Genomic DNA, 23450 nt, shown 5'->3' with positions numbered 1-23450 from the left:
AAGCGAAAGCCCCGCTTTCGCAGGGCTTTCTTCAAGTCACCGGTCTCCCGCCTGCGCGGGGATGGCAACAGTGCGTAGTCAGGCGAAGGGATCCTGCAGCACCATCGTGTGGTCGCGGTCCGGGCCGGTGGAGACGATGCTGATCGGGCAGCCGGCCAGTTCCTCCAGCGCGCGCAGGTAGGCGCGGGCGGCGGGCGGGAGTTCGTCCCACACGGTGATGCCGTGGGTGTTCTCGGTCCAGCCGGGGAACTCGAGATAGACGGGGGTGATCTCTTCCCAACCCTGCGCGTCGAGCGGGGCGTATTCGGTGCGCTTGCCGCGGTACTCGTAGGCGATGCAGATCTTCAGCTTCTCCATGCCGTCGAGCACGTCGAGCTTGGTGATGCACAGGCCGGACATGCCGTTGATGGCCACGGCACGCTTGAGCGCGACGATGTCGATCCAGCCGCAGCGGCGCGGACGCCCCGTCGATGCGCCGTATTCGGCGCCGCGGTCGCGCAGGCCCTGGCCAACCTCGTCGTCGAGCTCGGTCGGGAACGGGCCGCCGCCCACGCGCGTGGCATAGGCCTTGGCGATGCCGAGCACATAGTCGATCGCATCGGCGCCAACACCCGTGCCAGCCAGCGCGCCGCCGATGGTGGTGTTGGAACTGGTGACGTAGGGATAGGTGCCGTGGTCGATGTCGAGCAGTGCGCCCTGCGCGCCTTCGAACAGCACGCGCTTGCCCTGCTTGCGCAGGTCGTGGCAGATGCCGGCGACGTCGGACTTCATCGGCTCGACGTAGTCGCCGAAGGCCAGCGCCTCGTCCAGCGTCTTCTGGTAGTCGACCGCGTCCACGCCCAGGTACTTGGTCAGCACGAAGTTGTGGTAATCGAGCGCGGACTTGAGCTTTTCGGCCAGTTGCTCGGGGTAGTGCAGGTCGGCGATGCGGATGCCGCGACGCGCCACCTTGTCCTCGTAGGCCGGGCCGATGCCGCGGCCGGTGGTGCCGATGGCCTTGCCGCCGGCAGCCTTCTCGCGCGCCTGATCCAGCGCGATGTGGTACGGCATGATCAGCGGCGCGGCCGGGGAGATCTTCAGGCGCGAGCGCACTTCCACGCCGGCGCTTTCCAGTTCCTCGATCTCCTTGATCAGGGCGGCGGGCGAGATCACCACGCCGTTGCCGATCAGGCACAGCGCGTCGTCGCGCAGGATGCCGGACGGAATCAGGTGCAGCACCGTCTTCTTGCCGTTGATGACCAGGGTGTGGCCGGCGTTGTGGCCGCCCTGGAAGCGCACGACGGCGCCGATCTCCTCGGTGAGCAGGTCGACGATCTTGCCCTTGCCCTCATCGCCCCACTGCGCGCCGAGCACCACGACTGACTGGCCCATGGCCATGACTCCTTTGTTGCGTGCGGCCATCGGGGCCGCGGGATCGGTCGGGTCTGGCACGAAGTGCATGTGGGCCGGTTCCATCGGGGAACCGTCCGCTACGCCGGGCCTGACACGGAAAAAGCCGGGGGGACGTCAGTCCCCGACCGGCTTTTATGCATTATCCGGGTTTTCGGGGACCGGGGCCAGCCTTGGGGATTACGGCGGCCTTGGCCGTCAGCTGCGGACGAAGTACAGCGCCAGCAGGCCGCAGGCCAGGACGATGGCACCGATGCGGCGCAGGTTGTGGTCAGGCAGGGACTGCAGCTGCTCGGCTGCGCGCTTCCAGCCGCCGGGGGCGACGAACAGCATCAGGCCTTCGAGAACGGCGACCAGGCACAGGGCGGCCCAGAGGTCTTGCATGGGTCGGGTTCCTTGTGGTTTGGTTGGGCGTCGGGTGACGCGCCTTCGGAGGCGGCCCCCATCCGCCTTCGGCACCCTTCGGCGGGCTCAGGGCAGGGCTCTTCCCCCGCGAGCGGGGGAAGGAAAACGTTGGTTGGTCGCGCTCGCCTGCGGGGGCGAGCGCGTGCCGCTTCAGCGCTCGCTGCGCATGTACTGCAGGAACGGATCGTTGCGCTCGAGCACGATCACGCCCTCGCCGTCGGCAAACGCGGCGCGGTAGGCCTCGAGGCTGCGCTGGAAGGCGTAGAAGCTGGGATCGCGGCTTGCGGCCTCGCCGTAGATGCGGGTGGCTTCGGCGTCGCCTTCACCGCGCAGCTTCTGCGCATCGCGCTCGGCTTCGGCCACCAGCACGGTGCGTTCGCGGTCGGCTTCGGCGCGGATGATGCGGGCCTGCTCCTCGCCCTCGGCGCGCAGGCGGCTGGCCACCTGGCGGCGTTCGGCGCGCATGCGGTCGTAGACCTGGGCGATGACGTCGCTGTCGGTGGGCAGTTCGATCTGCTTGAGGCGGATGTCGATCACCCGCATGCCCAGCGTCATGGCCGCCTCGTTGATGCCTTCCAGCTGCTTGGCGATGATCTCCGTGCGGTCGCCGGACACCAGCTGCTGCAGGGTGCGGCGGTTGATCTCGTTGCGCAGCGAGTCCTTGATGATCGGGGCCAGGCGCTCACTGGCCAGGTCCATCTGGCCGCCGGTGGCACGATAGAAATCGGCCACGTCGCTGATCAGGCCGATCGCGACGAAGTCCACGCTCACGTCCTTGCGCTCGGAGGTGAGGTAGCGCTCGGGCGAGAACTCGGCCGCGTAGAAGCGGCGGTCGAACACGCGCGCGGTTTCGATCAGCGGCACCTTGAAGTGCAGGCCGGGCGCAAGGTCGGTGCGGGCGACGCGGCCCAGGTTGAGCACCAGTGCGGTCTGGCCCTCGCGCACGACGAACACCGAGCCGAGCAGGAGCAGCAGCGCCACGACCACGGCGGGAATGATCAGGTTGAGTCTCATCGGTTGCCTCCTTCACCGCGGGCGCCACGGGTCGGCCGCGGCAGCGTGGCCTCCGTGCCGGTACCGGTCGGCGGGATCACCACCTCGGGCGGCAGCAGCGGCGGCTGCACATTGCCGGATGCACCCTCGCCCTGCTGGGGCATGGGGACGTAGATCAGCTGGCGGCCGTCACCACCCACCACCTTGCGGTTGTCGGCCAGCACCTGCTGCAGGGTCTCCAGCCACAGGCGCTTGCGGGTCACGTCGGGCGCGTTGAGGTATTCGTCGAGCAGCAGGGTGAAGCGCTCGCCGTCACCGGTGGCGCGAGCCACCGACGCGGTCTTGTAACCCTCGGCAGTGGTGCGCAGGCGCGCCGCGTCACCGCGGGCCTCGGGCACCACCTTGGCGGCGTAGGCACGGGCTTCGTTGACCAGGCGCTCGTTGGTCTGCTGGGCGCTGTTGACCTCGTCGAACGCGGGCTTGACCTCTTCCGGCGGACGCGCGTCCTGCAGGTTGAGTTCGGTCACGACCAGGCCGGTGCGGTAGGCCTCCAGCGAAGCCTGCAGCGCGGTGGCTGCGGCCACCGACAGCGGGCCACGCGCGTTGAGCGCGGTGTCCAGGTCGGCGCGGCCGATCTGCTCGCGCACCGTGCTCTGCGCGATCTGCTCCAGCACGCGCACTGCGTTCTGGGTGCCGAACAGGAACATCTCCGGGTCGGCGACGCGGTACTGCACGTTGAACGACACGGTGACGATGTTCTCGTCGCGGGTCAGCACCGGCAGGCTGTTGGTGAAGGTGCGCACGCTGGTGGCGTCGACCTTGGTGACGATCTCGATCGGCCAGGGCGCCTTGAAGTTGGGGCCGGGCTGCATGATCCGGGCCACCTTGCCGAAGCGCAGCACCACGCCCCGCTGCTGCTCGCCGATCAGCACGAAGGAATTGAACACCAGCCACACCACCAGCGCCACGCCGATCCAGCGCAGCGGATGGCCGCCGCCAGGACCGCCGCCGCCGAACATGCCGCGCAGGCGATCGACCACGTCGCCCAGCCCCCCGCCGCCGCCGCTGCCACGGCGCTTGGGCGGCCATGGATTGCGGCCTTCGCCGCCGGGGCGCGGGCGTTCGGGCCGCTCGCCGTTGTTCTTGCCGGGAATGTTCCAGGCCATGCCTGCTCCAGTGTGTGTGCGCCGTGCCCGGGCGGGCGGCAGCGCATCGTGTACCGAGGGTGCGGGTGCGGGCGTGGGAGTGGCCTTGTCACGCGATCGAAGGCCTGGCCTCCGGTCGCGCGCATGGCCCGCTCCTGCGCCAGCGGGTCCGTTAGTTTACAGGGTGGGGTCGGGCTCGAGTTCCGGCAAGAGCGGCCGCAGCACCGCGCCATCGGCGTGCGCCGCCAGGCGCGCGGCATCGGCCTCGGACAGGTCGACCTGGAGCCGCCAACCGTGCTCGTCCTGCGACTCGCCGCGCACCGCGTCCAGTTGGTGCAGGCGCGCGCGCAAGCGCCCGGCTTCGGGCGGCAAGTCGAGTTGGGCGACGATCCGGCGCTGGGCCAGCCGCGCCGAAAGCGCCTCCTGCAGCAGGTCCAGGCCGAGGCCGTCGCGGGCCGAGATCCAGACGCGCTCGCGACCGACAGCCACAGTGCCGCCCGGCAGCGCGTCCTCGCCATTGCCGTTGGCGGGCTCGGGCGTGTCGCGCCTTGCCAGCGCGCCTTCGATCCGGTCGATCTTGTTGAAGACCAGCAACTGCGGGATGTCGCCCGCGCCGATCTCGCCCAACACCTTGTCGACCTGGCGGATGCGCTCCTCGCGCAGCGGGTCGGCGGCGTCGATCACGTGCAGCAGCAGGTCGGCCTCGCGCGCCTCGCTCAGGGTCGAGCGGAACGCGGCGACCAGCTCATGCGGCAGGTCGCGCACGAAGCCGACGGTATCGGCCAGCACCACCGGGCCGCTGGGCAGGCCGATGCGACGCACCGTGGGGTCGAGCGTGGCGAACAGCTGGTCGGCGGCGTAGGCGTCGGCGCCGGTCAGGGCGTTGAACAGGGTCGACTTGCCGGCGTTGGTGTAGCCCACCAGCGCCACGCGCGGCAGCTCGCTGCGCACCCGGGCGCGGCTCATCTGGTCGCGCTGCACCTGCACCTTGGCCAGCCGCTTCTGCAGCATGTCCACGCGCTTCTGCAGCAGTCGGCGGTCGGTCTCGAGCTGGGTCTCGCCGGGGCCACGCAGGCCGATCGAACCACCGCGCTGGCGCTCGAGATGGGTCCAGCCGCGCACCAGGCGCGTGGACATGTGCTTGAGCTGGGCCAGTTCGACCTGCAGCTTGCCGTCGTGGCTGCGCGCGCGCTGGGCGAAGATGTCCAGGATCAGGCCGGTACGGTCGACCACGCGGCGTTCCAGCAGCTTCTCGAGGTTGCGCTCCTGGCCGGGGCTGAGATGGTGGTTGACCAGTACCAGGTCGGCGCCGGTCGCCTCGCAGGCGGCCTTCACCTCGTCCAGCTTGCCGCTGCCGATCAGGGTGGCGGGATTGGGCTTGTCGACCCGCGCGGTCAGGACGGTCGCGACAGTGGCTCCGGCCGAACGCGCCAGCTCGGCGAACTCTTCCAGCTCGGCATCATCGGGCGCGCCCTGTGAGTGGGGCTGGATCAGCAGCGCGTGCTCGCCCTTGCGGGAGCGCTCGAACAATTCGGTGGGCATTGGATCTCGGCGGTTGGCTCAGTCCTGCGACATGGAGGCCGCAGGACCGGTCTTCAACCTCCGGGGCGCCACGCAGGCGCCCGGGGATTCACGATCAGGCCGGATCGACTGGCGCCTCGTCGACGCCATCGGCCGACTGGACCACGCCTCCGCCCGGCCCCACGCGCACGTTGCGCGCCGGCACCACGGTGGAAATCGCGTGCTTGTAGACCATCTGGCTGACGGTATTGCGCAGCAGGACCACGAACTGGTCGAAAGACTCGATCACGCCCTGCAGCTTGATGCCGTTGACCAGGTAGATCGAAACGGGAACGCGTTCGCGCCGCAGCGCATTCAGGAAAGGATCCTGCAAGGACTGTCCCTTGGACATGGTGTTTCCCCAGCTTGATTATTGTTGTGTCCGGCGGGTGCCCTGGCGGGCCTCCCCGGCCGCATTGCCCGACCCGCAACATCCCCGGCGGCGGCAACAGGTCGATGGTACACAACCGGCGCGGCTGCGGACGGGATGTGGGGGGCTGGCGTCACAAAAGGGGAATTGGGGGCCCGCCCGATCGCATTTCCGGGCCAGCCGGGGTATCTGCAGGCGCTTCAGCCGCCGAGGAAGCGGCGAACTGTCCCATCGAGGGCCCCGCCCTGCCTGCCCGGGTCGAACCACAGCGCGTCGAGTTGGCCGCGCAGCCAGGTGAGCTGGCGTTTGGCGAGCTGGCGGGTGGCGGCGATGGCGCGCTCGCGCAGCTGCGCGGCATCGGTGGCGCCATCCAGGTGTTCCCAGGCCTGGCGGTAGCCGACGGCGCGGATCGCGGGCAGGTCCAGCGGCGCGGGGTGGGACTGGAGCTGCGGCAACGCCCGCAGCGCCTGCACCTCGTCCAGGAAACCGGCGGCGAGCATCGCGTCGAAGCGGGTGGCAATGCGCGCGTGCAGCAGGGCCCGTTCGGCCGGCGCGATCACCAGCTTCAGCACGCGCACCGGCAGCGGCGGCGAGGCGCTGGCTTCGCGCTGCCAGTCGCTGATCGGGCGGCCGCTGAGGCGGAACACCTCCAGCGCGCGCTGGATGCGCTGCGGGTCGCCGGGCTTGATGCGGGCAGCGGCGGCGGGATCGATGCGGGCCAGTTCCTCGTGCATGCGCGGCCAGCCGCACTCGCCGGCCTCGGACGCGATGGCGGCGCGCATCGCCGGATCGGCTGCGGGCATGGGCGATAGGCCGCGCAGCAGCGCCTGGAAATACAGGCCGGTGCCGCCGGCGAGGATCGGCAGGTGGCCGCGCGCGACGATGCCGTCGATGGCGGCGCGCGCATCGCGTGCGAATTCGGCGGCCGAGTAGGTCTGCCAGGGGTCGCGCAGGTCGAGCATGTGGTGCGGGGCGCGGGCGCGTTCGGCGGCATCGGGCTTGGCCGCGCCGATGTCGAGGCCGCGGTAGACCAGGGCCGAGTCGACGCTGACGATCTCGCCGCCATGGCGCTGCGCCCACTCCAGCGCCAGCGCGGTCTTGCCCGAGGCAGTGGGGCCCATGAGGGCGATCGCGGGTGGGCGGGTGTCGGCGGGCATGGGGGGATTATCGGGGGTGAGGCGGGTGGCGGTGGATGGGACGTGGATCGGTGTGCGTGGTCGGGACATGCCCGGCCTCCGGCGGCCCCCACCCCAACCCTCCCCCGCACGCGGGGGAGGGAGCAAGAACGAACCGCTTTCTGCTCCCTCCCCCGCTTGCGGGGGAGGGTTGGGGTGGGGGCCCGCAGCACGATGTCTGTGCCGGCTTCCAGCGATCTTCCGGAGCCCCAACCCCGTTCCCCAGTGCCGCGCGTTCAATCTCCCTGTCCATCACGGAGTCCCGCCATGCATCGCCACGTCCTTGCCGTCGCCCTTGTTGCCGCCATTGCCATGACCGCCTGCAGCTTCCGCTCCGACCACCTCGCCGAAGCGCCACCCCCGCCGCCGTCGCCGCCATCGCCAACGGCCGACATGGCGCTGGAGTCGGTCATGGTCACCGGCAGCCGCCAGCGCGCGGAGGCCGCGCGCGCCACGCAGCGGCAGATGCACGCGGCCATGCCGGCGGCCATGGCACCGCCGCCCTCCATTGCCGCGCCCTACCCCGCGCACGTCCCGCCGCCCGCCAATACCGAGAACTACGCCGAACGCGAGGACAACCCGGTACAGCGCGTCGCCGAGCAGCCGGTCTCCACCTTTTCCATCGACGTCGACACCGGCAGCTACAGCAACGTGCGCCGGATGATCCGGTCCGGCACGCGCCCACCTGCCGATGCGGTGCGCGCCGAGGAGTTCATCAACTACTTCGACTACGGCCACCCCGGCCCGGATTCGCTGGATACGCCGTTCCTCGCGACCACCGAGATCGCGCCCGCGCCCTGGGACGCGCGCCGCCACCTGCTGATGATCGGCATCAAGGGCTTCGACGTGCCCAAGGCGCAGCTGCCGCCGGCCAACCTGGTGTTCCTGCTCGACACCTCCGGCTCGATGAACTCGCCCGACAAGCTGCCGCTGCTCAAGCAGGCCTTCGCCGAACTCACCGGCCAGCTGCGCGCGCAGGACCGGGTGTCGATCGTGGTCTACGCCGGTTCGGCCGGACTGGTGCTGCCGCCCACGCCGGGCGACCGCAAGGACGAGATCCTCGCCGCGCTCGACCGGCTGGAGGCCGGCGGCAGCACCAACGGCGGCGACGGCATCCGCCTGGCCTATGCGATGGCGCGACGCGGCTTCATCGACGGCGGCGTCAATCGCGTGATCCTGGCCACCGACGGCGACTTCAACGTCGGCACCGTCGACGGCGGCTCGCTGGAAACCATGGTCGCCGACCAGCGCAAGTCGGGCATCGCGCTGACCACGCTCGGCTTCGGCCACGGCAACTACAACGACCACCTGGCCGAGCGCCTGGCCGACGCCGGCGACGGCAACCATGCCTATATCGACACGCTGCAGGAAGCGCGCAAGGTGCTGGTCGAAGAGATGTCCTCGACCCTGCTCACCATCGCCCAGGACGTCAAGATCCAGCTCGAGTTCAATCCTGCGCTGGTGTCGGAGTACCGCCTGATCGGCTACGAAAACCGCATGCTGGCGCGCGAGGATTTCGCCAACGACCGCGTCGACGCCGGCGATATCGGCGCCGGCCACGAGGTCACTGCGCTGTACGAGATCACCCTGGCCGGATCCGGCGCCGAGCAGCTGCCCGCGCTGCGTTATGGACAGGCGGCCACCCCATCGGATGCGTCGAAGGCCGGCGAACTCGCGCACCTGCGCATGCGCTACAAGCGCCCCGGGCAGACGCAGAGCCGGCTGATCGAAACTCCGGTCACGCGCGCCGCAATGCGCGCGCAGCCGGGCGAATCGATGCGCTTCGCGGCCACGGTGGCGGCCTTTGCCGATGCCCTGCGCGGCGGCACCCACCTGGGCGGCTGGGACTGGCCGTCGATCGTGGCGAGCGCGCGCGATGCGCAGGGACGCGACACCTGGAAGCTGCGCGCGGAGTTCGTCGAACTGGCCGAAGCCTCGGCCGCAATGATCGCCGGCGGTGGCGATGACGGTGCGTCCGCCGCGCCGCCAGTGGCGTACTGACTCAAGCCGGCTGCAGGGCGGCGGACTCGATCTCCTCCGCCCGCGGCCGCCCGAACAGATAGCCCTGGCCGTAGGCACAGCCCAGCTCCGACAGCAGCTGCCGCTGCTGCAGGTTTTCGACGCCCTCGCCGATGGTGTCGATGCCAAGCGTCCCGGCCAGCGCCAGGATCGCGCGCACCAGGGCCAGGCTCTCGGCGTGCGTGTCGCCCGACAGCCCGGCGATGAAGCTCTGGTCGATCTTCAGCGCCTGGATCGGGAAGCGGTGCAGGTACGACAGCGCAGAGAAGCCGGTACCGAAATCGTCGAGCAGCGCCAGCACGCCCTGCTCGCGAAGGGTATTGAGGATGCGCGCGGCGCGCGGGGCGTCATCGAGCAGCGCACCTTCGGTGATCTCGATGCGCAGGCGGCGGTGGTCGACGCCCGCTTCGGCGGCAGTGCGCAGCAGGCGTTCGGCGAAGTCCTCGGCGTGGAAGTGCCGCGGCGAGACGTTGATCGACACGTAGCCGTCGAGGTTGCGCGCCATCCAGCCGACCACGCGCCGGTACAGCTGCCAGTCGACCTGTTCGATCAGGCCGCTGTCCTCGCATACGCGCAGGAACTCCGAGGGCGGCAGCCAACCGTGCAGTTCGTGCTTCCAGCGCAGCAGCGCCTCGTGCCCGACCACGGCGCCGTCGGACAGGCGCACGATGGGCTGGAAGTGCGGTTCGAACGCTTCGCGCTGGATCGCACGGCGCAAGTCCGCTTCCAGGTCGAGCAGGCGCATCGCCTCGGCGCGCATCGCCTCGTCGAACAGCGCGCTGCGGTCGCGGCCGCAGGCCTTGGCCCGGTACATCGCGGCATCCGCGTCGCGCAGCAGCTCGTCGGCGTGCCGGTAGCGCGGCTGCCACAGGGCGATGCCGATGCTGGCCGAAGGAAACAGCTCGCGCCCGGCCACCCACATCGAACGGCTGAGCCTGGCGAGGATGCGCGTGGCGCGGACCTCGGCGGCCTGCGCGTCGGCCACCGAGGCGAGCACGATCGCGAACTCGTCGCCGCCCAGGCGCGCGACCACGTCCTCGGCGCCGATGGCGGCGCGGATCCGGCGCCCGACCTCGAGCAGCATCGCATCGCCGGCGGCGTGCCCCATCGAATCGTTGATCAGCTTGAACCGGTCCAGGTCGAGGAACAGCACCGCGAACGGCTGCCGGCCGGCCTCGTACATGCGCAGCATCATGCCGTCGAGCCGGTCGAGCAGGAACACGCGGTTGGGCAGGCCGGTGAGGTGGTCGTGGCGCGCCTGGTGGGTCAGGCGCTGCTGCGCGCGCACGCGCTCGCCGATCTGCGCGCGCAGCTCGCGGTTGGCCTGCTCGAGTTCACGCGTGCGCGCCTCGACCCGGAACTCGAGTTCGGCATGCGTGGACTTGAGGGATTCCTGCGCGCGCTTGCGCGCCAGCGCGCCGTCGACGTGGTGGGCCACGAACGTGAGCAGGTCCTGGTCGGCTGGCGTGAACGTGCAGTCCGGCCCGTAGCTCTGCACCGCGATCACGCCGCAGGTGACGCTGTCGCGCGTCAGCGGCACGCCCAGCCAGCAGTGCGCAAGCGTGCCGTGGCCGCGCATCTGCCCGGCCTGCTCCAGCTGCGCCATGCCGTAGCGGTCCACCAGCAGCGCCAGGCCGGTGCGGATCACGTATTCGGTCAGTCCCATGCCCAGGCGACGCGGGCGCCGCACCGCGTCGCGCTCGTCCACCGAATACGGGAACTCGAGCGCGCTGCCGTCCTCCGACAGCAGCGCGATATAGAAATTGCGGGCATCGAGCAGCTCGTCGATGATCCCGTGCACGTCGGCGTAGAAGCGTTCGATGCTGCCGGCGGTGATCGACAGCTCGCTGATCCGGAACAGCGCGCGCTGCAGGCGCTCGGCGCGCTCGCGTTCGACGATTTCCGCTTCCAGCACCCCGTTGGCGTGCTGCAGGTCGCGGGTGCGCTCCTCGACGCGCCGCTCCAGCTCCTCCTGCGCGGACTTGCGGTCGAGCGCGGTCAGGATGTGCTGGGCGACGAACTCCAGCAGCGCGCGATCCTCGTGGGTGTAGCGCTGCGGCTGGTCGTAGCTCTGCACCACGATCGCGCCGCTGACGTAGCCTTCGCGGCGCATCGGAACGCCCAGCCAGTCGGCGCTGTCGGGGCCGTGGGCCGGGTCCTTGACCACGCCCAGCGCGCGCCGCACCTGCACCGACGGCCCCAGCATCGGCTGGCCCTGGCGCAGCATCGCCACCGTCAGGCTGGTGGGCATGTCGGCAATCGCGATCTCATCGTCGGGATCGGCGACCCAGGGGTCGCGCTGGTCGACGAAATAGAGGAAGCGCAGCGTTTCGCGGACGTCGTCGTAAAGGACGATGAAGAAGTTTTCGGCCGCCATCAGGGTGCCGACGACGGCGTGGATGCGCGCCAGCATCTCCTGCATGTCGAGACTGGCGCCGGACAGGTCGGCGATTTCGTACAGCGCTTGGCGCAGGCGCTCGGACTTGCGCATGCCCTCGATGCGCGACTGCGCGCGGGCGCTGGCGACATGGGCATCGACCGTGCTGCGGGCCAGCGCCAGCCAGCCGTCGCGCAGCGCGCCCGGCAGCGAGCGCCCGGGCTGCACCACCAGCGCGATGCGGGTGGCGTCGAGCGTCCAGCCGAGGGCGAGGTCCTGGCGGCGCAGGCCTGCGCTCTCCCCGGCCAGCATCGCCACCACCGCGGCGAGGGCGACCGGGCCGTCCTTGCCGCCATGCGAAGCGCCGGCGCCGGACAGGGGGTCTTCCCAGCCGACCGCCACCGCCGCCCCGGGAGGGAGAGTCCGCGCCAGCAATGGCGCAAGGCCGGCCAGTCCCGCCTGCTCCGCGGGGTCCGGTATCTGCGCCTCGACCACGGGGATGTCCACGGGTTGGTTCTCCATCGGAGAGGCATAACGCAATAAGGCGCCCGATCCGGCAACCCCGTTTGCCGCGTTTGTCCGTTTGTCATGCCCATGTCCCCGTCCCTCGCCTGCCACCCGCCTGCGCGGCAGCCTTACGGCCCCGGCTTCACTCGCGCCGGGGCAGGGCTTACCCTGCTGCCAGTGAACGAAGCCGCGCCCGCCAGCGATCCCGAGCCCAGCGACGAGACGCTGATGCTGGCCTATGCCGGCGGCGACGTGGCTGCGTTCGAGGCGCTGTACGGGCGCCACCGGCTGCGCCTGTACCGGTTCTTGCTGCGCCAGCTGCGTGACCCGGCGCTGGCCGACGAGCTGTTCCAGGACGTCTGGCAGAAGCTGATCGCCGCGCGCGCGACCTGGACGCCCGAGGCCGCGTTCGCGACCTGGCTGTACCGCATCGCCCACAACCGCCTGACCGACCACTGGCGGGCGCTGCGCCACCGGCCGCCCGCACCGGCCGACGCCGACGAGCGCACCGCGCGGGTGCCCGACCCGGACACGCCGGAACGGCAGCTGTCGGAGTTCGAGCAGCGGCGGCGGCTGCAGCTGGCACTGGACGAACTGCCGCCGGAGCAGCGCGAGGTGATCGTGCTGCGGCTGGAGCAGGAGCTGAGCCTGGAGGAGATCGGCGAGATCACCGGCGTGGGCCGGGAGACTGTGAAATCGCGCCTGCGCTACGCGATGGACAAGCTGCGCGCGCGGCTGGGGACGGCCCTGCCATGACCCGCCACGAGCGCGAACCGCTGACGCCCGAGGAGCGCGAGATCGCGCAACGGCTGGCGCGCCTGGAGGCCAGCGCCGCGCCTGCGGCCGGGCTGGACGCGCGGATCCTGGCCGCAGCGCGGGCGGAAATTGAAGCCCCGGCGGCGACGCCGGTGGTCCCGGCCCGCCCGCCAAGGCCACGCTGGCCGGTGGGCATGGGCATTGCCGCCTCGCTGGTCGTGGCAATGGGCGTGGCCTGGCAGCTGCGACCGCAGCCGGACAGCGTGGCGCTGGACGCACCGTCTGAAGTGGCAATGTCGCGCACACAGGCCGAGCCGGCGCCGACGGCCGACACTATGGATGCGCCGTCCGCGGCGGCCGCTTCAACCGCTGCCAAAGAGAGCGCCGGCATGCCTGCCGACCCGGCGGCACCCGCTCCCATGGCTGCGCCCCTGCCGGAGGCCGCCGCAGCCGGCGCGGTGACTTCCTCGGTCGAGCGGGAGCGCAGCGAATGGGCCGCGCAGCTGGCCCGCGAAGCCGCCACGCGGCAGGTCGAAGCCCGGCAGGCAGAAGCGCGGCAGGCCGCCGCGCGGAAACAGGCCGCGTCGCAGGACGCGCGCGCACGCGAGAACACCGCGCGACAGGCGCCGCGGGCGGCGATGGCGGCTCCATCGGCCGAGATGGCGCTGGAACCGGAACTGACACAGGCGCCTCTACCCGCGCCCCCTGCCCCGCCTGCCCCGCCTGCCCCGCCTGCGGCGGCAGCGCGGGCGCCGGAATTCGTCTCGGCGCCGCCACCGCCTGCGCAGCCCCCGTCGCCCGTCCGCACGCTCGCTGCCCCGCCGCCGGGCGTCGCCGCGCCCGCTCCCCTGCCGGCGCAAGAGCGCCGCGCGCGCGCGCAGGCCGCCTCGCCCGCCCTCGACAGGATAGAGGTCACCGGCCACCGCGCCGCACCTGTCGCGGACGTGGTCGATGTGCTGGCCGACCAGCCGCTGGACGACAGCCCGCCGGCCTCGGCCGATTCCCCGGCCGTGCGCGAGCGCTGGCTGCAGCGCATCCGCGAACTGCGCGACGCCGGCCAGCACGAGGCGGCCCGCGACAGCCTGCGCGAGTTCGTGCGCCGTCATCCGCAGGCCGGGGTGCCGGACGATCTGCGTCCGCTGCTCGAAGGATGACGCTGGACACGCTGGCCGCGCCGGCGCAGCACGCCATCGAAGTCAGGCACAGCCGCTTTGTCGCCCGCGCCGCACCCATCGGCGCGACCGCCCACGCCACCGATTTCCTGCGCGAGGTCTCCGTTGCCGACGCCACCCACAACTGCTGGGCCTGGCGGCTGGGTGGCGACTACCGCAGCAGCGACGACGGCGAGCCCGCCGGCACCGCGGGGCGACCGATCCTGGCCGCGATCGACGGCCAGGGCTATGACCGCATCGTGGTCGTGGTCACGCGCTGGTTTGGCGGGATCAAGCTCGGCGCGGGCGGGCTGGTCCGCGCCTACGGCGGCGCCGCAGCCGAATGCCTGCGCCTGGCACCACGCTTGCCGCTGGTCGAAACCGCCACGTTGGCGGTGCATGTCGCCTTCGAGGACATCTCGCTGCTGCACCACCTGCTGCCCGCGTTCGCGGCGGCCAAGCAGGCCGAAACATTCGACGCCGGCGGCGCCCGGATGGTGGTCGAACTGCCCGTCGACCAGGTCGACGCCTTGAAAACCCGGCTGCGCGACGCCACTCGTGACCGGGCACGTTTCGATGACTGAAGGCTGATGGCGTTTAACCATGACCGGCGCGGCGGCGCCCCAGGCAACCCGCCCACCGCACCGGATGCGCCCGATTCCAAGGCCCCGATCGGCTCGCTGCGCACGCTGTGGCCGTTCGTCATGCGCCAGAAGGGCCTGTTTTTCGCCTGGCTGCTGGCGCTGATGGCCTCGTCCAGCGCCACCCTGGCGCTGCCGGTTGCGGTGCGCCACATCATCGACCAGGGCTTCAGCAGCGGCAGCAACATCGACGCGACCTTCGCCATGGTGCTGCTGGTCGCGCTGGCGCTGGCGCTGGCCACCGCCGCACGCTTCTTCTTCGTCTCGCTGCTGGGCGAGCGCGTGGTCGCCGATCTGCGCAACCGGCTCTACGGGCATCTGATCGGCCTGGACCAGGCCTTCTTCGAACGCAGCCGCAGCGGCGAGCTGGTGTCGCGGCTCACCGCCGATACCGAATTGCTGCGCAGCGTGATCGGCACCACCATGTCGGTGGCGCTGCGCAGCACGGTGACCGTGCTCGGCAGCGTGGTCATGCTGATGGTGACCAGCCCGAAGCTGGCGGTGTGGGCGCTGGTGGGCATCCCGCTGCTGGTGCTGCCGCTGGTGCTGGGCGGGCGCCGGCTGCAGAAGATCTCGCGCCAGAGCCAGGACCGCGTGGCCGACGCCAATGCGCTGGCGGCCGAATCGCTCGGCGCGATCCGCACCGTGCAGGCGCACGCACGCGAAGCCTACGAGCGTGGCCGCTTTGCCGAGGCGGTCGCGCTGTCGGTCGCCACCGCGCGCCGGCGCATCGGCGTGCAGTCGCTGGTGACCGCGGTGGCGATCTCGCTGATCTTCGGCGCGATCATCCTGGTGCTGTGGTCGGGCGCGCACGACGTGATCCGCGGCGATATGAGCGCGGGCACGCTCGGCCAGTTCGTGCTGTACGCGCTGCTGGGCGCGGGTTCGGTCGGCGCGCTGGCCGAAGTCTGGAACGAGCTGCAGCGCGCGGCCGGCGGCATGGGCCGGATCGGCGAACTGCTGGACGAGCGCGGGGGTATCGCGGCGCCACAGCAGCCCGCATCGCTGCCGCGGCCGCTGCGCGGCGCACTGCATTTCGATGCGGTCTCGTTCCACTACCCGACGCGCCCGGATGCGCCGGCGCTGCACGATTTCAGCCTGGACGTGGCGCCGGGCGAGACGGTGGCGCTGGTTGGGCCGTCGGGCGCGGGCAAGAGCACGGTGTTCGCGATGCTGCTGCGCTTCCACGATCCGCAGTCGGGGACGATCACGGTCGACGGGGTCGACGTGGCCACGCTCGATCCGGTCGCGCTGCGCGAATCGATCGCGCTGGTGCCGCAGCAGCCGACGATCTTCGCCACCAGCGCGCGCGACAACATCCGCTACGGGCGGCTGGACGCCAGCGATGCGGACGTCGCGGCCGCCGCGGCTTCGGCGGAGGCGCACGAGTTCCTGAGCGTCCTGCCGCAGGGTTACGACGAGCAGCTCGGCGAGCGCGGCGCGCGCCTGTCCGGCGGCCAGCAGCAGCGCATCGCCATCGCCCGCGCCCTGCTCAAGGACGCGCCGGTGCTGCTGCTCGACGAGGCCACCTCGGCGCTCGACGCGCAGAGCGAACGCGCGGTGCAGACCGCGCTCGAACACCTGATGGACGGCCGCACCACGCTGGTGATCGCGCACCGCTTGGCCACCATCCTCAAGGCCGACCGCATCGTCGTGATGGACCAGGGCCGCATCGTGGCCCAGGGCACCCACGCCGAGCTGCTGGCCGAGGGCGGGCTCTACGCGGAGCTGGCGCGGCTGCAGTTCATCGACTGACGCCGTTTTGCTCCCTCCTCCGCGTGCGGGGGAGGGCCGGGGTGGGGGCAGGCAGGTCGCCACGTCGTTTACGCGCGCCGTTGGCGCGCGCCCCCATCCCAACCTTCCACCCGTAAAGGGCGCAATGCCCCGCTCTGCGGGGGAAGGAGCAAAAGCAGCCAGGCAGCTACGCTGCCTGGGCCATACCCTTCTTCCACTCGCGCGGTGACTGCCCGGTGTGGGCCTTGAACGCGCGCGACAGCGCGGCCTCGCTGCCGTAGCCGACGTCGCTGGCGACGACCTTCAGCGGCCGCCCGCGCCGCAGCGCCTGCTGCGCCAGGCCAATCCGCCAGCCCTGCAGGTACTGGCCGGGCGTGGTGCCCATCGCGTCGCGGAAGCTGCCTGCAAACACGCTGCGCGACATGCCGGCGACCTGCGCCAGCCCGTCGAGCGTCCACTCCTTCGCCGGCGCCTCGTGCATCGCCACCAGCGCATTGCGCAGGCGCGGGTGGGACAGGCCCGACAGCATCCCGCCGCGCACCGCGCCGCTTTCCATCAGGTGGCGCAGGATCTGGATCATCAGCACCTCCAGCAGCCGCTCGACCAGCGCCACGCGGCCGCAGCGCTGTTCGAACGCCTCTTCGAACAGCAGCGCCACGATCGGTGCAGCGCCGCCCAATTCGTCCAGCGGCAGGCACACCACCGGCGGCAGCGCGGACGCGACCGGGTTGCCGACACCGCCCTCGAACGCCAGGTGGGCGCAGACCATGTCCGCGCCGCGCAGTGGATCGGTGATGAAGCGGTGCGCGAGCGGCCGCGGATACAGCAGCAGGCTGGGCCGGTCGATGTGCAGCGACTCGCGGCCGTGTACGACCTCGACCGCGCCCTCGCGCACCAGGTGCAGCTGGCCGTGGTGGCCGTCGTCCTCGACGCTGTTGATTCCGCACAGCGGGCCGGTGTTGAACACCCGTGCGGCAATCGGGAAGTGCGCCATGAGCGCCGCAAGCCTGTCCACCATACCAGTACTCCTGATCAAATTTTCAGGACTTTACAACACCAGTGGTCCCGCTGCACGGCGCAAAGTACGCCTCACCGGGGGATGCCCCCGGCCACCACCAACGACAGGAGTTGCGCCATGTCCATCGAGAAGATCCTCTACGCCGCCACCGCCACCGCCACCGGAGGCCGCGACGGCCGCGCCCGGTCCAGCGACGGGGTGCTCGACGTGCAGCTGTCCACCCCGCGCGAGCTGGGCGGCGACGGCAGTCCCGGGACCAATCCCGAGCAGTTGTTCGCCGCCGGCTATTCGGCCTGCTTCCTCGGCGCACTGAAGTTCGTCGCAGCCCGACAGAAGGTCACGCTGCCGGCGTCCGCCAGCGTCACCGGCAAGGTCGGCATCGGCCAGATCCCGACCGGCTTCGGCATCGAGGCCGCGCTCACCGTCTCGGCGCCGGGCGTCGATCGCGACATCCTGCAGTCACTGGTCGAGCAGGCCCACATCGTCTGCCCCTACTCCAATGCCACCCGCGGAAACATCGACGTCTCGCTCTCGATCGCCGACTGAGCCGCCGGCCAGGGCACGCACCCCCACAGGAGCACCACCCATGAACGCCATCGCCCGCACCCTCGCCACCAGCCTGCTGGCCATCGCCGTCCACGCCGGCACCGCCCAGGCGGCAACGCCCGCGCCTGCCGAGCTGCAGGCTGCCGCCCGCGCCGCCACCATCGACGGCAGCCACATCGTCACCGCCGACGGCGTGCGCCTGTACTTCAAGGACTGGGGCCCGAAGGACGGGCCGGTGGTCACCCTCAGCCACGGCTGGCCGCTGAATTCGGACAGCTGGGAATCGCAGATGCTGTTCCTCGCCGACAACGGCTATCGCGTGGTCGCCCACGACCGCCGCGGCCACGGCCGCTCCAGCCAGCCCTGGGACGGCAACGACATGGACCACTACGCCGACGACCTGGCGGCGGTGATCAGCGCGCTCGACCTGCGCGAGGTCACCGTGGTCGGTTTCTCCACCGGCGGCGGCGAAGTGGCACGCTACATCGGCCGCCATGGCACCTCGCGAGTGAAGAAAGCGGTGCTGGTCGGCGCGGTCACGCCCTTCATGCTGCGCACCGACGACAACCCGGACGGCGCGCCGATCGAGCTGTTCGACGGCTTCCGCAAGGCCGCGCAGGCCAACCGCTCGCAGCAGTACCTGGACATCGCCTCGGGCCCGTTCTTCGGCTTCAACAAGCCCGGCGCCAGCGTCAGCCAGGGGCTGGTGCAGACGTTCTGGGCGCAGGGCATGCAGGCCGGCCACAGGAACACCTTCGATTCGATCGCGGCGTTCTCGGCCACCGACTTCCGCCCCGACCTTGCGAAGTTCGACGTCCCGACCCTGGTGATCCACGGCGGCGACGACCAGATCGTGCCCCCGGCGATGTCGGCGCAGCTCGTGCCGCGCCACGTCAAGCACGCCGAAGTGATCCTCTACCCCGGCGCGCCGCACGGGATCACCGATACGCACAAGGACCGGCTCAACCAGGATCTGCTGGAGTTCCTGCGGCGGTAGGTCGCATGGACGCATCACTGTGGACGCATGCTTCGGCATGCGTCCGCTTTTGCGTGCAAGTGCGTCGGGCGCGAGCGGTTGTCGATGCAGGCCAGGCGTCGTGGTCGCGGCTGTAGGAGCAGCTTCAGCCGCGAGCGTTACGGCCGGACGCGTCCAGGCCTGATGACACGCCAGATGCACGCCCAACGAGCGCATCGAAACCCGCATCCGCATCCAGGCTGCCAAACGCCAGGCCTTGCCCACCACCCAGGCGACTGCGGCAGAATCCCGCAGCCATCGGGCTTCCCGCGCGCAGCAGCACAGCGCCCTGCAGCAGCAGCGCCACGCGCTCGACCAGCCGGCGTGCGCCAGCTTCGGCCGGGCCGGCCGCAAGCGCATCGCGCAGCACCGCGAGCGCTGCATCGAAATCCCCGTTCGCACCCGCAGCCGCATCCAGTTCGGCCAGCACCGCCGCGCCAGTTTCCGGCTCCCTCGCAAGTGCGCGCAGCACGTCCAGGCACTGGATGTTGCCGCTGCCCTCCCAGATCGAGTTCAGCGGCGCCTGCCGGTACAGCCGCGGCAACAGCGATTCCTCGACGTAGCCGGCGCCGCCCAGGCACTCCTGCGCTTCGTTGACGAAGGCTGGTGCACGCTTGCAGACCCAGTACTTGCCGATCGCGGTGGCGATGCGCGCGAATGCAGCCTCGACCGGATCACCCGGCGCGGCGTCGACCGCGCGCGCCACCCGCATCGACAAGGCCAGCGCGGCTTCGGATTCGATGGCCAGGTCGGCCAGCACGTTGCGCATCAGCGGCTGGTCGACCAGCGCGCGGCCGAACGCATGGCGATGCCGGCAGTGATGCAGCGCCTGCGCCAGCGCCATGCGCATCAATCCCGCGGAACCCAGCATGCAGTCCAGCCGGGTCAGCATGACCATCTGGATGATCGTCGCCACCCCGCGCCCTTCATCGCCGACGCGATGCGCACGCGCCGCGTCCAATTCGATCTCGGACGACGCGTTGCTCCAGTCGCCGAGCTTGTCCTTGAGCCGCATCAGCCGGAACCCGTTGAGCGCGCCATCGGGCAGGCGCCGCGGCATCAGGAAACAGGTCAGGCCGCCGGGTGCCTGCGCCAGCACGAGGAAGCCGTCGCTCATGGGCGCGGAGAGGAACCACTTGTGGCCGCGCAGCACGTAGTCGTCGCCACCGGGCAACGGTGTCGCGGTGGTGGTGTTCGCGCGCACGTCGCTGCCGCCCTGCTTCTCGGTCATGCCCATGCCCAGGGTGACGCCGTGCTTGTCGGTCATGGGCAGGTCACGCGGGTCGTAGCGGCAGGCGGCGACCCCGGCGGCCCAATCCTGCAGGCCCGGTTCCCGCGCGAGGACGGAAACCGCCGCATGGGTCATCGTCAGTGGGCAACTGCTGCCCGGCTCGGCCTGGTAGTGAAGGTAGGACAGCGCGGCGCGTGCGACGTGGACGCCCGGCCCCGGTCGTGCCCAGGACAGCCCGGCCACGCCGTGGCCGATCGCGGCCTGCATGATGCGGTGGTAGTGCGGATGGAACTCGACCGTGTCGATGCGATGGCCGCCGCGATCATGCGTGCGCAGGCGCGGACGGTCGCGATGCGCGTCGAACGACAGCGCCAGCAGCTCGCTGCCGGCCAGCGCACCGTAACCGGCGACGGTGTCGGCGAAGGCGCCGCCACCTTCGCGCTGCAACGCCTCGCGCAGCGCGTGGTCATCGCGCCAGAGTTCGCGCGGCGCGAACTCCGGCGGCTGGTTGTCGACGATGTGGGTGGCCGATCCGCTCATCCTGCCCTCCTGTCTTCATCCGCGCTGGCTGCAGCCTTGCGCCAGCGCCTCGACGAAGGCCTCGTCGAGCGCGATCCGGCCGAACAGCCCCTGTTGCGTGCCGCTCAGCACCCGCAGCATATGCGTCCCGCCCAACGGCAGCCGGCCCGCCCGCAGAAGCGCAAGGTCGCGCAAGCGGGCCACCGTGTCGAGATTGGACTGGAACATCGGCGTCAGCCAGCGGCTCCACAGCTGGTAGATCGCGACATGGCGGCGACGCTCGCGCTGCAGCGCGGCCAGCGCATCGTGCATCGAACCCGGCACGCGCAGCGCCGATGCCAGCGCCATCGCGTCCATCAGCGCCATGTTCACGCCCTGCCCCAGCTGCGGGCTCATCGCATGCGCTGCATCGCCGATCAGGACCGCGTGGCCGCGGTGCCACTGCGTGACCACAGTGTCTCGGTAGCTGGCGCAGGCGAGCTGGTCGGGCACGCGGATATGCGCGAGCAGCGATTCGATCTCCGGCCACAGCGCGCACACCTCCGCTCTCCAGGCCTCGATGCCGCCCTCGCGCCAGGCATCGAAGGCGGCGGTGGGCAGGCTCCAGAAGAAGCTCAGGCGCTGCGTGTCGTCACCTGGCCTGGTCCCGACCGGCAGCAGGCCGATCATCCGTCGCGCCGCGACATAGCGTTGGCGCAACTCGCGCAGGTGCGGCCAGTCGGCGGACGGCAGCAGGCACCACAGCGCGCCCCACGGGTAAGGCTGATCGAGGCGTACACGGCCGGCATGGCCGCGCAGCAGCGAGGCTGCGCCGTCCGCCACCACCACCAGGTCATAGGGCCCATGACGCCCGCCGGCCGCATCGAGCAACACGCGGCCATCGTCGTCCAGCCCGACGATCCGCATGCCCGCCCGCACGCGCCGATGGCCTTCAAACGCTGCCGCCAGGATCGAGAACAGCGCGCCACGCTGCAGGCCCACACCCGCCAGCCGCGGATCGAGCCCGTCATAGCGCATGTCCATCACCGCGCGGCCGCAGGGCGTATCGCCGAACAGCCGTTCGACCACCGCGCCGTGTGCAAGCACCTGCGGCAGCAGCCCCATCCGCCACAGCACCTGCAGACCGCTGGGCTGCAGCAGGAATCCAGCGCCCACCGGGCCCGGCTCCGGCACCCGTTCGAACACTTCCACGCAATGCCCGTCGCGCTCGAGCAACACCGCCGCGCACTGCCCCGCGCTGCCGTAGCCAACGATGGCGATGCGGCGCTTCATGGGCAAGGCTCCGGCCCGGAGGAAAGACTCTCCTCGCCAACTGAGGAAAAAACCTGGCGTCTGTTGCGGTCTAGAGGCGCCGGCTGCGGGTACCCCTGGGTGCGAATGTCCCCCGGCAATGGCCTGCGGCCGTCGCCTCCTCCTTGATTTCGCACCCAGGGGTACCCGCACCCGACGTGTCGGGATGGTTGGCGTTTCAGGAAGTGCAAGGCCATGGCCTCTGCTTCGCTCCCGCGCACGCGGCCGTAAGCCGGGCCAGGCCGTGGCCGGCTGGCCTTCGCAGCGAAATCAAGGAGGAGGCATCCGCCGGCAGGCGGATGCCGGGGGACATTCGCGGAGAGGGCCTGCCGGTCACGGCGTGGCCCGTCAGGTCGCGACGGGACGAGGCAACGCAAATCGTTGGAACGGAAGTTCATCTTTCCATCTTTGTGAGGGAAACCAACCCGTCCCGGCCAGGCGAAGAACCAGAAAAAAGCCCCGCCTGGGCGGGGCTTCAAAAATGTCTTTGCCGACATCTCAGACGACTGGCTGTACGCCTGTCGCCTGCGCACCCTTCGGACCCTGGGTGACTTCGTACTGCACACGCAGGCCTTCCTGCAAACTGCGAAAGCCCGTCGAATCGATCGCCGAATAGTGCACGAAGACATCGGCGCTGCCGTCCTCGGGCGCGATGAATCCGAATCCCTTGGCGTCGTTGAACCACTTCACTGTGCCGTATTGCATGACTCGTCAAACCTCGTGATGGCGGGTGGCGCCCGCACGGTCGCGCTGGGCGGCCGGTCGTGCACGCCGAGTATGCAAAGCAAACCGGGGGGTTGCAATCACCCGCGCAACAGTGTCGAGATCAGCGCGGGGATGCCGGAGGACGCGGCGGCGACGTTGGCCAGCACGTCGTCGAGGGTGATCGTTTCATCCGGATCCGGTCCGGCGCCCGCCGCCCAGTTGGCGACGATCGCCAGGCATGCGTACTCCAGCCCGAGTTCGCGCGCGAGTCCCGCCTCGGGCATTCCGGTCATGCCGACCAGGTCGCAGCCGTCGCGTCGCAGGCGCGCGATCTCGGCTTTCGTTTCCAGGCGCGGACCCTGGGTGGCGCCGTAGCAGCCGCCATCGACGAGTTCGACGCCCGCCGCCTTCGCCGCGTCAAGCACCTGCCGCCGCAGCGGTGGCGTGTAGGGGTCGCCGAAATCCACATGCAGCACCTCGGTGCCGGGCTCTTCGCACAAGGTGGAGATGCGCCCCCAGGTGTAGTCGATCAACTGGTCCGGGCAGGCCAGCACGCGCGGGCCGAAGCGCTCGCCAATGCCGCCGACCGTATTGAGCGCCAGCACGCGGCTTGCGCCCAGTGCCTGCAGCGCGGCGAGGTTGGCGCGGTAATTGATCCGGTGCGGTGGCACGGAATGTCCTTCGCCATGGCGCGCGAGGAAGGCCACGCGCGTGCCGTCCAGCGTGCCGATGCGGATCGGGCCGGAGGGCGCGCCGTACTTCGTGACCGGCTGGTGGGTTTCGATGTCCTGCAGCTCGGCCAGCGCATACAGGCCGGTGCCGCCGATGACGGCGAGCGGGATCGGGGTGGTCATGCTGGACTGCTTCAGGCGGGCGGAGCCAAAGGATACCGCCAGGATCACGA

The 23450-nt window shown here is 70.7% G+C and carries 20 protein-coding genes; 7 read left to right on the top strand and 13 right to left on the bottom strand.

Annotation, left to right across the window (positions count from 1 at the left end; translation table 11 throughout):
• Positions 1–78: 78 nt before the first annotated feature.
• The 7 genes from ACW5DW_RS04100 to miaA form a co-directional block, all read right to left on the bottom strand.
• Positions 79–1371, bottom strand: a complete 1293-nt coding sequence (locus ACW5DW_RS04100) for an adenylosuccinate synthase (RefSeq protein WP_457017494.1) — start codon at positions 1369–1371, stop codon at positions 79–81.
• A gap of 216 nt (positions 1372–1587) precedes the next feature.
• Positions 1588–1773, bottom strand: coding sequence for a DUF2065 domain-containing protein (locus ACW5DW_RS04095; protein WP_457017493.1), 186 nt, complete (start codon positions 1771–1773; stop codon positions 1588–1590).
• Between the two features lie 171 nt (positions 1774–1944).
• Positions 1945–2808: a protease modulator HflC gene (gene hflC, locus ACW5DW_RS04090; protein WP_457017492.1), complete on the bottom strand. Its 864-nt coding sequence runs from the start codon at positions 2806–2808 to the stop codon at positions 1945–1947.
• Positions 2805–3953, bottom strand: a complete 1149-nt coding sequence (gene hflK, locus ACW5DW_RS04085) for an FtsH protease activity modulator HflK (RefSeq protein WP_457017491.1) — start codon at positions 3951–3953, stop codon at positions 2805–2807. Before hflK ends, hflC begins: the two co-directional genes overlap by 4 nt.
• 156 nt (positions 3954–4109) lie before the next feature.
• Positions 4110–5462 carry a ribosome rescue GTPase HflX gene (gene hflX / locus ACW5DW_RS04080; RefSeq protein ID WP_457018398.1) on the bottom strand — a complete coding sequence of 451 codons (1353 nt, stop codon included), beginning with the start codon at positions 5460–5462 and terminating at the stop codon, positions 4110–4112.
• 106 nt (positions 5463–5568) lie between these two features.
• On the bottom strand, positions 5569–5844 hold the full coding sequence (gene hfq, locus ACW5DW_RS04075) for an RNA chaperone Hfq (RefSeq protein WP_457017490.1): 276 nt from the start codon (positions 5842–5844) through the stop codon (positions 5569–5571).
• Between the two features lie 218 nt (positions 5845–6062).
• The gene (gene miaA, locus ACW5DW_RS04070) at positions 6063–7019 is read right to left on the bottom strand and encodes a tRNA (adenosine(37)-N6)-dimethylallyltransferase MiaA (protein ID WP_457017489.1); all 957 of its coding nucleotides are present in this window, start codon (positions 7017–7019) and stop codon (positions 6063–6065) included.
• A 285-nt stretch (positions 7020–7304) separates the two neighbouring features.
• On the opposite strand from miaA, the gene ACW5DW_RS04065 reads away from it, so the two are divergent.
• Complete coding sequence (locus ACW5DW_RS04065) at positions 7305–9038, top strand: vWA domain-containing protein (RefSeq protein ID WP_457017488.1); 1734 nt, start codon at positions 7305–7307, stop codon at positions 9036–9038.
• Position 9039: 1 nt separating this feature from the next.
• On the opposite strand, the gene ACW5DW_RS04060 is transcribed toward ACW5DW_RS04065, so the two are convergent.
• Positions 9040–11955 (bottom strand): EAL domain-containing protein, encoded by a 2916-nt coding sequence (locus ACW5DW_RS04060; RefSeq protein WP_457017487.1) that lies wholly within the window; start codon positions 11953–11955, stop codon positions 9040–9042.
• Positions 11956–12027: 72 nt separating this feature from the next.
• On the opposite strand from ACW5DW_RS04060, the gene ACW5DW_RS04055 reads away from it, so the two are divergent.
• From ACW5DW_RS04055 to ACW5DW_RS04040, 4 genes are read left to right on the top strand one after another with little or no spacing between them, the layout of a single operon-like run.
• Entirely contained in the window at positions 12028–12696 is a 669-nt protein-coding gene (locus tag ACW5DW_RS04055) for an RNA polymerase sigma factor (RefSeq protein ID WP_457017486.1), read from the top strand.
• Positions 12693–13850 carry a hypothetical protein gene (locus tag ACW5DW_RS04050; RefSeq protein ID WP_457017485.1) on the top strand — a complete coding sequence of 386 codons (1158 nt, stop codon included), beginning with the start codon at positions 12693–12695 and terminating at the stop codon, positions 13848–13850. The genes ACW5DW_RS04055 and ACW5DW_RS04050 overlap by 4 nt, the downstream gene beginning before the upstream one ends.
• Positions 13847–14431 (top strand): IMPACT family protein, encoded by a 585-nt coding sequence (locus ACW5DW_RS04045; RefSeq protein ID WP_457017484.1) that lies wholly within the window; start codon positions 13847–13849, stop codon positions 14429–14431. Before ACW5DW_RS04050 ends, ACW5DW_RS04045 begins: the two co-directional genes overlap by 4 nt.
• A 6-nt stretch (positions 14432–14437) precedes the next feature.
• Positions 14438–16243, top strand: a complete 1806-nt coding sequence (locus tag ACW5DW_RS04040; protein ID WP_457017483.1) for an ABC transporter transmembrane domain-containing protein — start codon at positions 14438–14440, stop codon at positions 16241–16243.
• Between the two features lie 166 nt (positions 16244–16409).
• Here the strand turns inward: ACW5DW_RS04040 and ACW5DW_RS04035 are convergent, their stop codons facing one another.
• Positions 16410–17240: an AraC family transcriptional regulator gene (locus ACW5DW_RS04035; protein WP_457017482.1), complete on the bottom strand. Its 831-nt coding sequence runs from the start codon at positions 17238–17240 to the stop codon at positions 16410–16412.
• Positions 17241–17357: 117 nt separating this feature from the next.
• Here ACW5DW_RS04035 and ACW5DW_RS04030 point away from each other — a divergent pair, with 117 nt between their 5' ends.
• Positions 17358–17786 carry an organic hydroperoxide resistance protein gene (locus ACW5DW_RS04030; protein WP_457017481.1) on the top strand — a complete coding sequence of 143 codons (429 nt, stop codon included), beginning with the start codon at positions 17358–17360 and terminating at the stop codon, positions 17784–17786.
• A gap of 40 nt (positions 17787–17826) precedes the next feature.
• Positions 17827–18783 (top strand): alpha/beta fold hydrolase, encoded by a 957-nt coding sequence (locus ACW5DW_RS04025; RefSeq protein ID WP_457017480.1) that lies wholly within the window; start codon positions 17827–17829, stop codon positions 18781–18783.
• Between the two features lie 124 nt (positions 18784–18907).
• Here ACW5DW_RS04025 and ACW5DW_RS04020 read toward each other — a convergent pair whose 3' ends face one another.
• From ACW5DW_RS04020 to ACW5DW_RS04005, 4 genes are all read right to left on the bottom strand, one after another.
• Positions 18908–20572 carry an acyl-CoA dehydrogenase family protein gene (locus ACW5DW_RS04020; protein WP_457017479.1) on the bottom strand — a complete coding sequence of 555 codons (1665 nt, stop codon included), beginning with the start codon at positions 20570–20572 and terminating at the stop codon, positions 18908–18910.
• A 15-nt stretch (positions 20573–20587) separates the two neighbouring features.
• Complete coding sequence (locus tag ACW5DW_RS04015) at positions 20588–21829, bottom strand: FAD-dependent oxidoreductase (RefSeq protein ID WP_457017478.1); 1242 nt, start codon at positions 21827–21829, stop codon at positions 20588–20590.
• Between the two features lie 510 nt (positions 21830–22339).
• Positions 22340–22546 (bottom strand): cold-shock protein, encoded by a 207-nt coding sequence (locus ACW5DW_RS04010; protein WP_457017477.1) that lies wholly within the window; start codon positions 22544–22546, stop codon positions 22340–22342.
• A gap of 98 nt (positions 22547–22644) precedes the next feature.
• Positions 22645–23400: an S-methyl-5'-thioinosine phosphorylase gene (locus ACW5DW_RS04005; protein WP_457017476.1), complete on the bottom strand. Its 756-nt coding sequence runs from the start codon at positions 23398–23400 to the stop codon at positions 22645–22647.
• Between the last annotated feature and the right edge of the window lie 50 nt (positions 23401–23450).

Source organism: Luteimonas sp. A482, from assembly GCF_054072655.1.
This window is presented reverse-complemented; position numbering and strand designations above follow the sequence as displayed.

Excerpts from the sequence above, each read along its gene's own strand:
- ACW5DW_RS04030 (WP_457017481.1), top strand. The coding sequence starts at position 17,358 with ATGTCCATCGAGAAGATCCTCTACGCCGCCACCGCCACCGCCACCGGA.
- ACW5DW_RS04025 (WP_457017480.1), top strand. The coding sequence starts at position 17,827 with ATGAACGCCATCGCCCGCACCCTCGCCACCAGCCTGCTGGCCATCGCC.
- ACW5DW_RS04095 (WP_457017493.1), bottom strand. The coding sequence starts at position 1,773 with ATGCAAGACCTCTGGGCCGCCCTGTGCCTGGTCGCCGTTCTCGAAGGC.
- ACW5DW_RS04045 (WP_457017484.1), top strand. The coding sequence starts at position 13,847 with ATGACGCTGGACACGCTGGCCGCGCCGGCGCAGCACGCCATCGAAGTC.
- ACW5DW_RS04035 (WP_457017482.1), bottom strand. The coding sequence starts at position 17,240 with ATGGTGGACAGGCTTGCGGCGCTCATGGCGCACTTCCCGATTGCCGCA.
- ACW5DW_RS04010 (WP_457017477.1), bottom strand. The coding sequence starts at position 22,546 with ATGCAATACGGCACAGTGAAGTGGTTCAACGACGCCAAGGGATTCGGA.
- ACW5DW_RS04020 (WP_457017479.1), bottom strand. The coding sequence starts at position 20,572 with ATGAGCGGATCGGCCACCCACATCGTCGACAACCAGCCGCCGGAGTTC.
- ACW5DW_RS04065 (WP_457017488.1), top strand. The coding sequence starts at position 7,305 with ATGCATCGCCACGTCCTTGCCGTCGCCCTTGTTGCCGCCATTGCCATG.
- ACW5DW_RS04040 (WP_457017483.1), top strand. The coding sequence starts at position 14,438 with ATGGCGTTTAACCATGACCGGCGCGGCGGCGCCCCAGGCAACCCGCCC.
- hfq (WP_457017490.1), bottom strand. The coding sequence starts at position 5,844 with ATGTCCAAGGGACAGTCCTTGCAGGATCCTTTCCTGAATGCGCTGCGG.
- hflK (WP_457017491.1), bottom strand. The coding sequence starts at position 3,953 with ATGGCCTGGAACATTCCCGGCAAGAACAACGGCGAGCGGCCCGAACGC.
- ACW5DW_RS04060 (WP_457017487.1), bottom strand. The coding sequence starts at position 11,955 with ATGGAGAACCAACCCGTGGACATCCCCGTGGTCGAGGCGCAGATACCG.
- hflC (WP_457017492.1), bottom strand. The coding sequence starts at position 2,808 with ATGAGACTCAACCTGATCATTCCCGCCGTGGTCGTGGCGCTGCTGCTC.
- ACW5DW_RS04050 (WP_457017485.1), top strand. The coding sequence starts at position 12,693 with ATGACCCGCCACGAGCGCGAACCGCTGACGCCCGAGGAGCGCGAGATC.
- miaA (WP_457017489.1), bottom strand. The coding sequence starts at position 7,019 with ATGCCCGCCGACACCCGCCCACCCGCGATCGCCCTCATGGGCCCCACT.
- ACW5DW_RS04100 (WP_457017494.1), bottom strand. The coding sequence starts at position 1,371 with ATGGGCCAGTCAGTCGTGGTGCTCGGCGCGCAGTGGGGCGATGAGGGC.
- ACW5DW_RS04005 (WP_457017476.1), bottom strand. The coding sequence starts at position 23,400 with ATGACCACCCCGATCCCGCTCGCCGTCATCGGCGGCACCGGCCTGTAT.
- ACW5DW_RS04055 (WP_457017486.1), top strand. The coding sequence starts at position 12,028 with ATGTCCCCGTCCCTCGCCTGCCACCCGCCTGCGCGGCAGCCTTACGGC.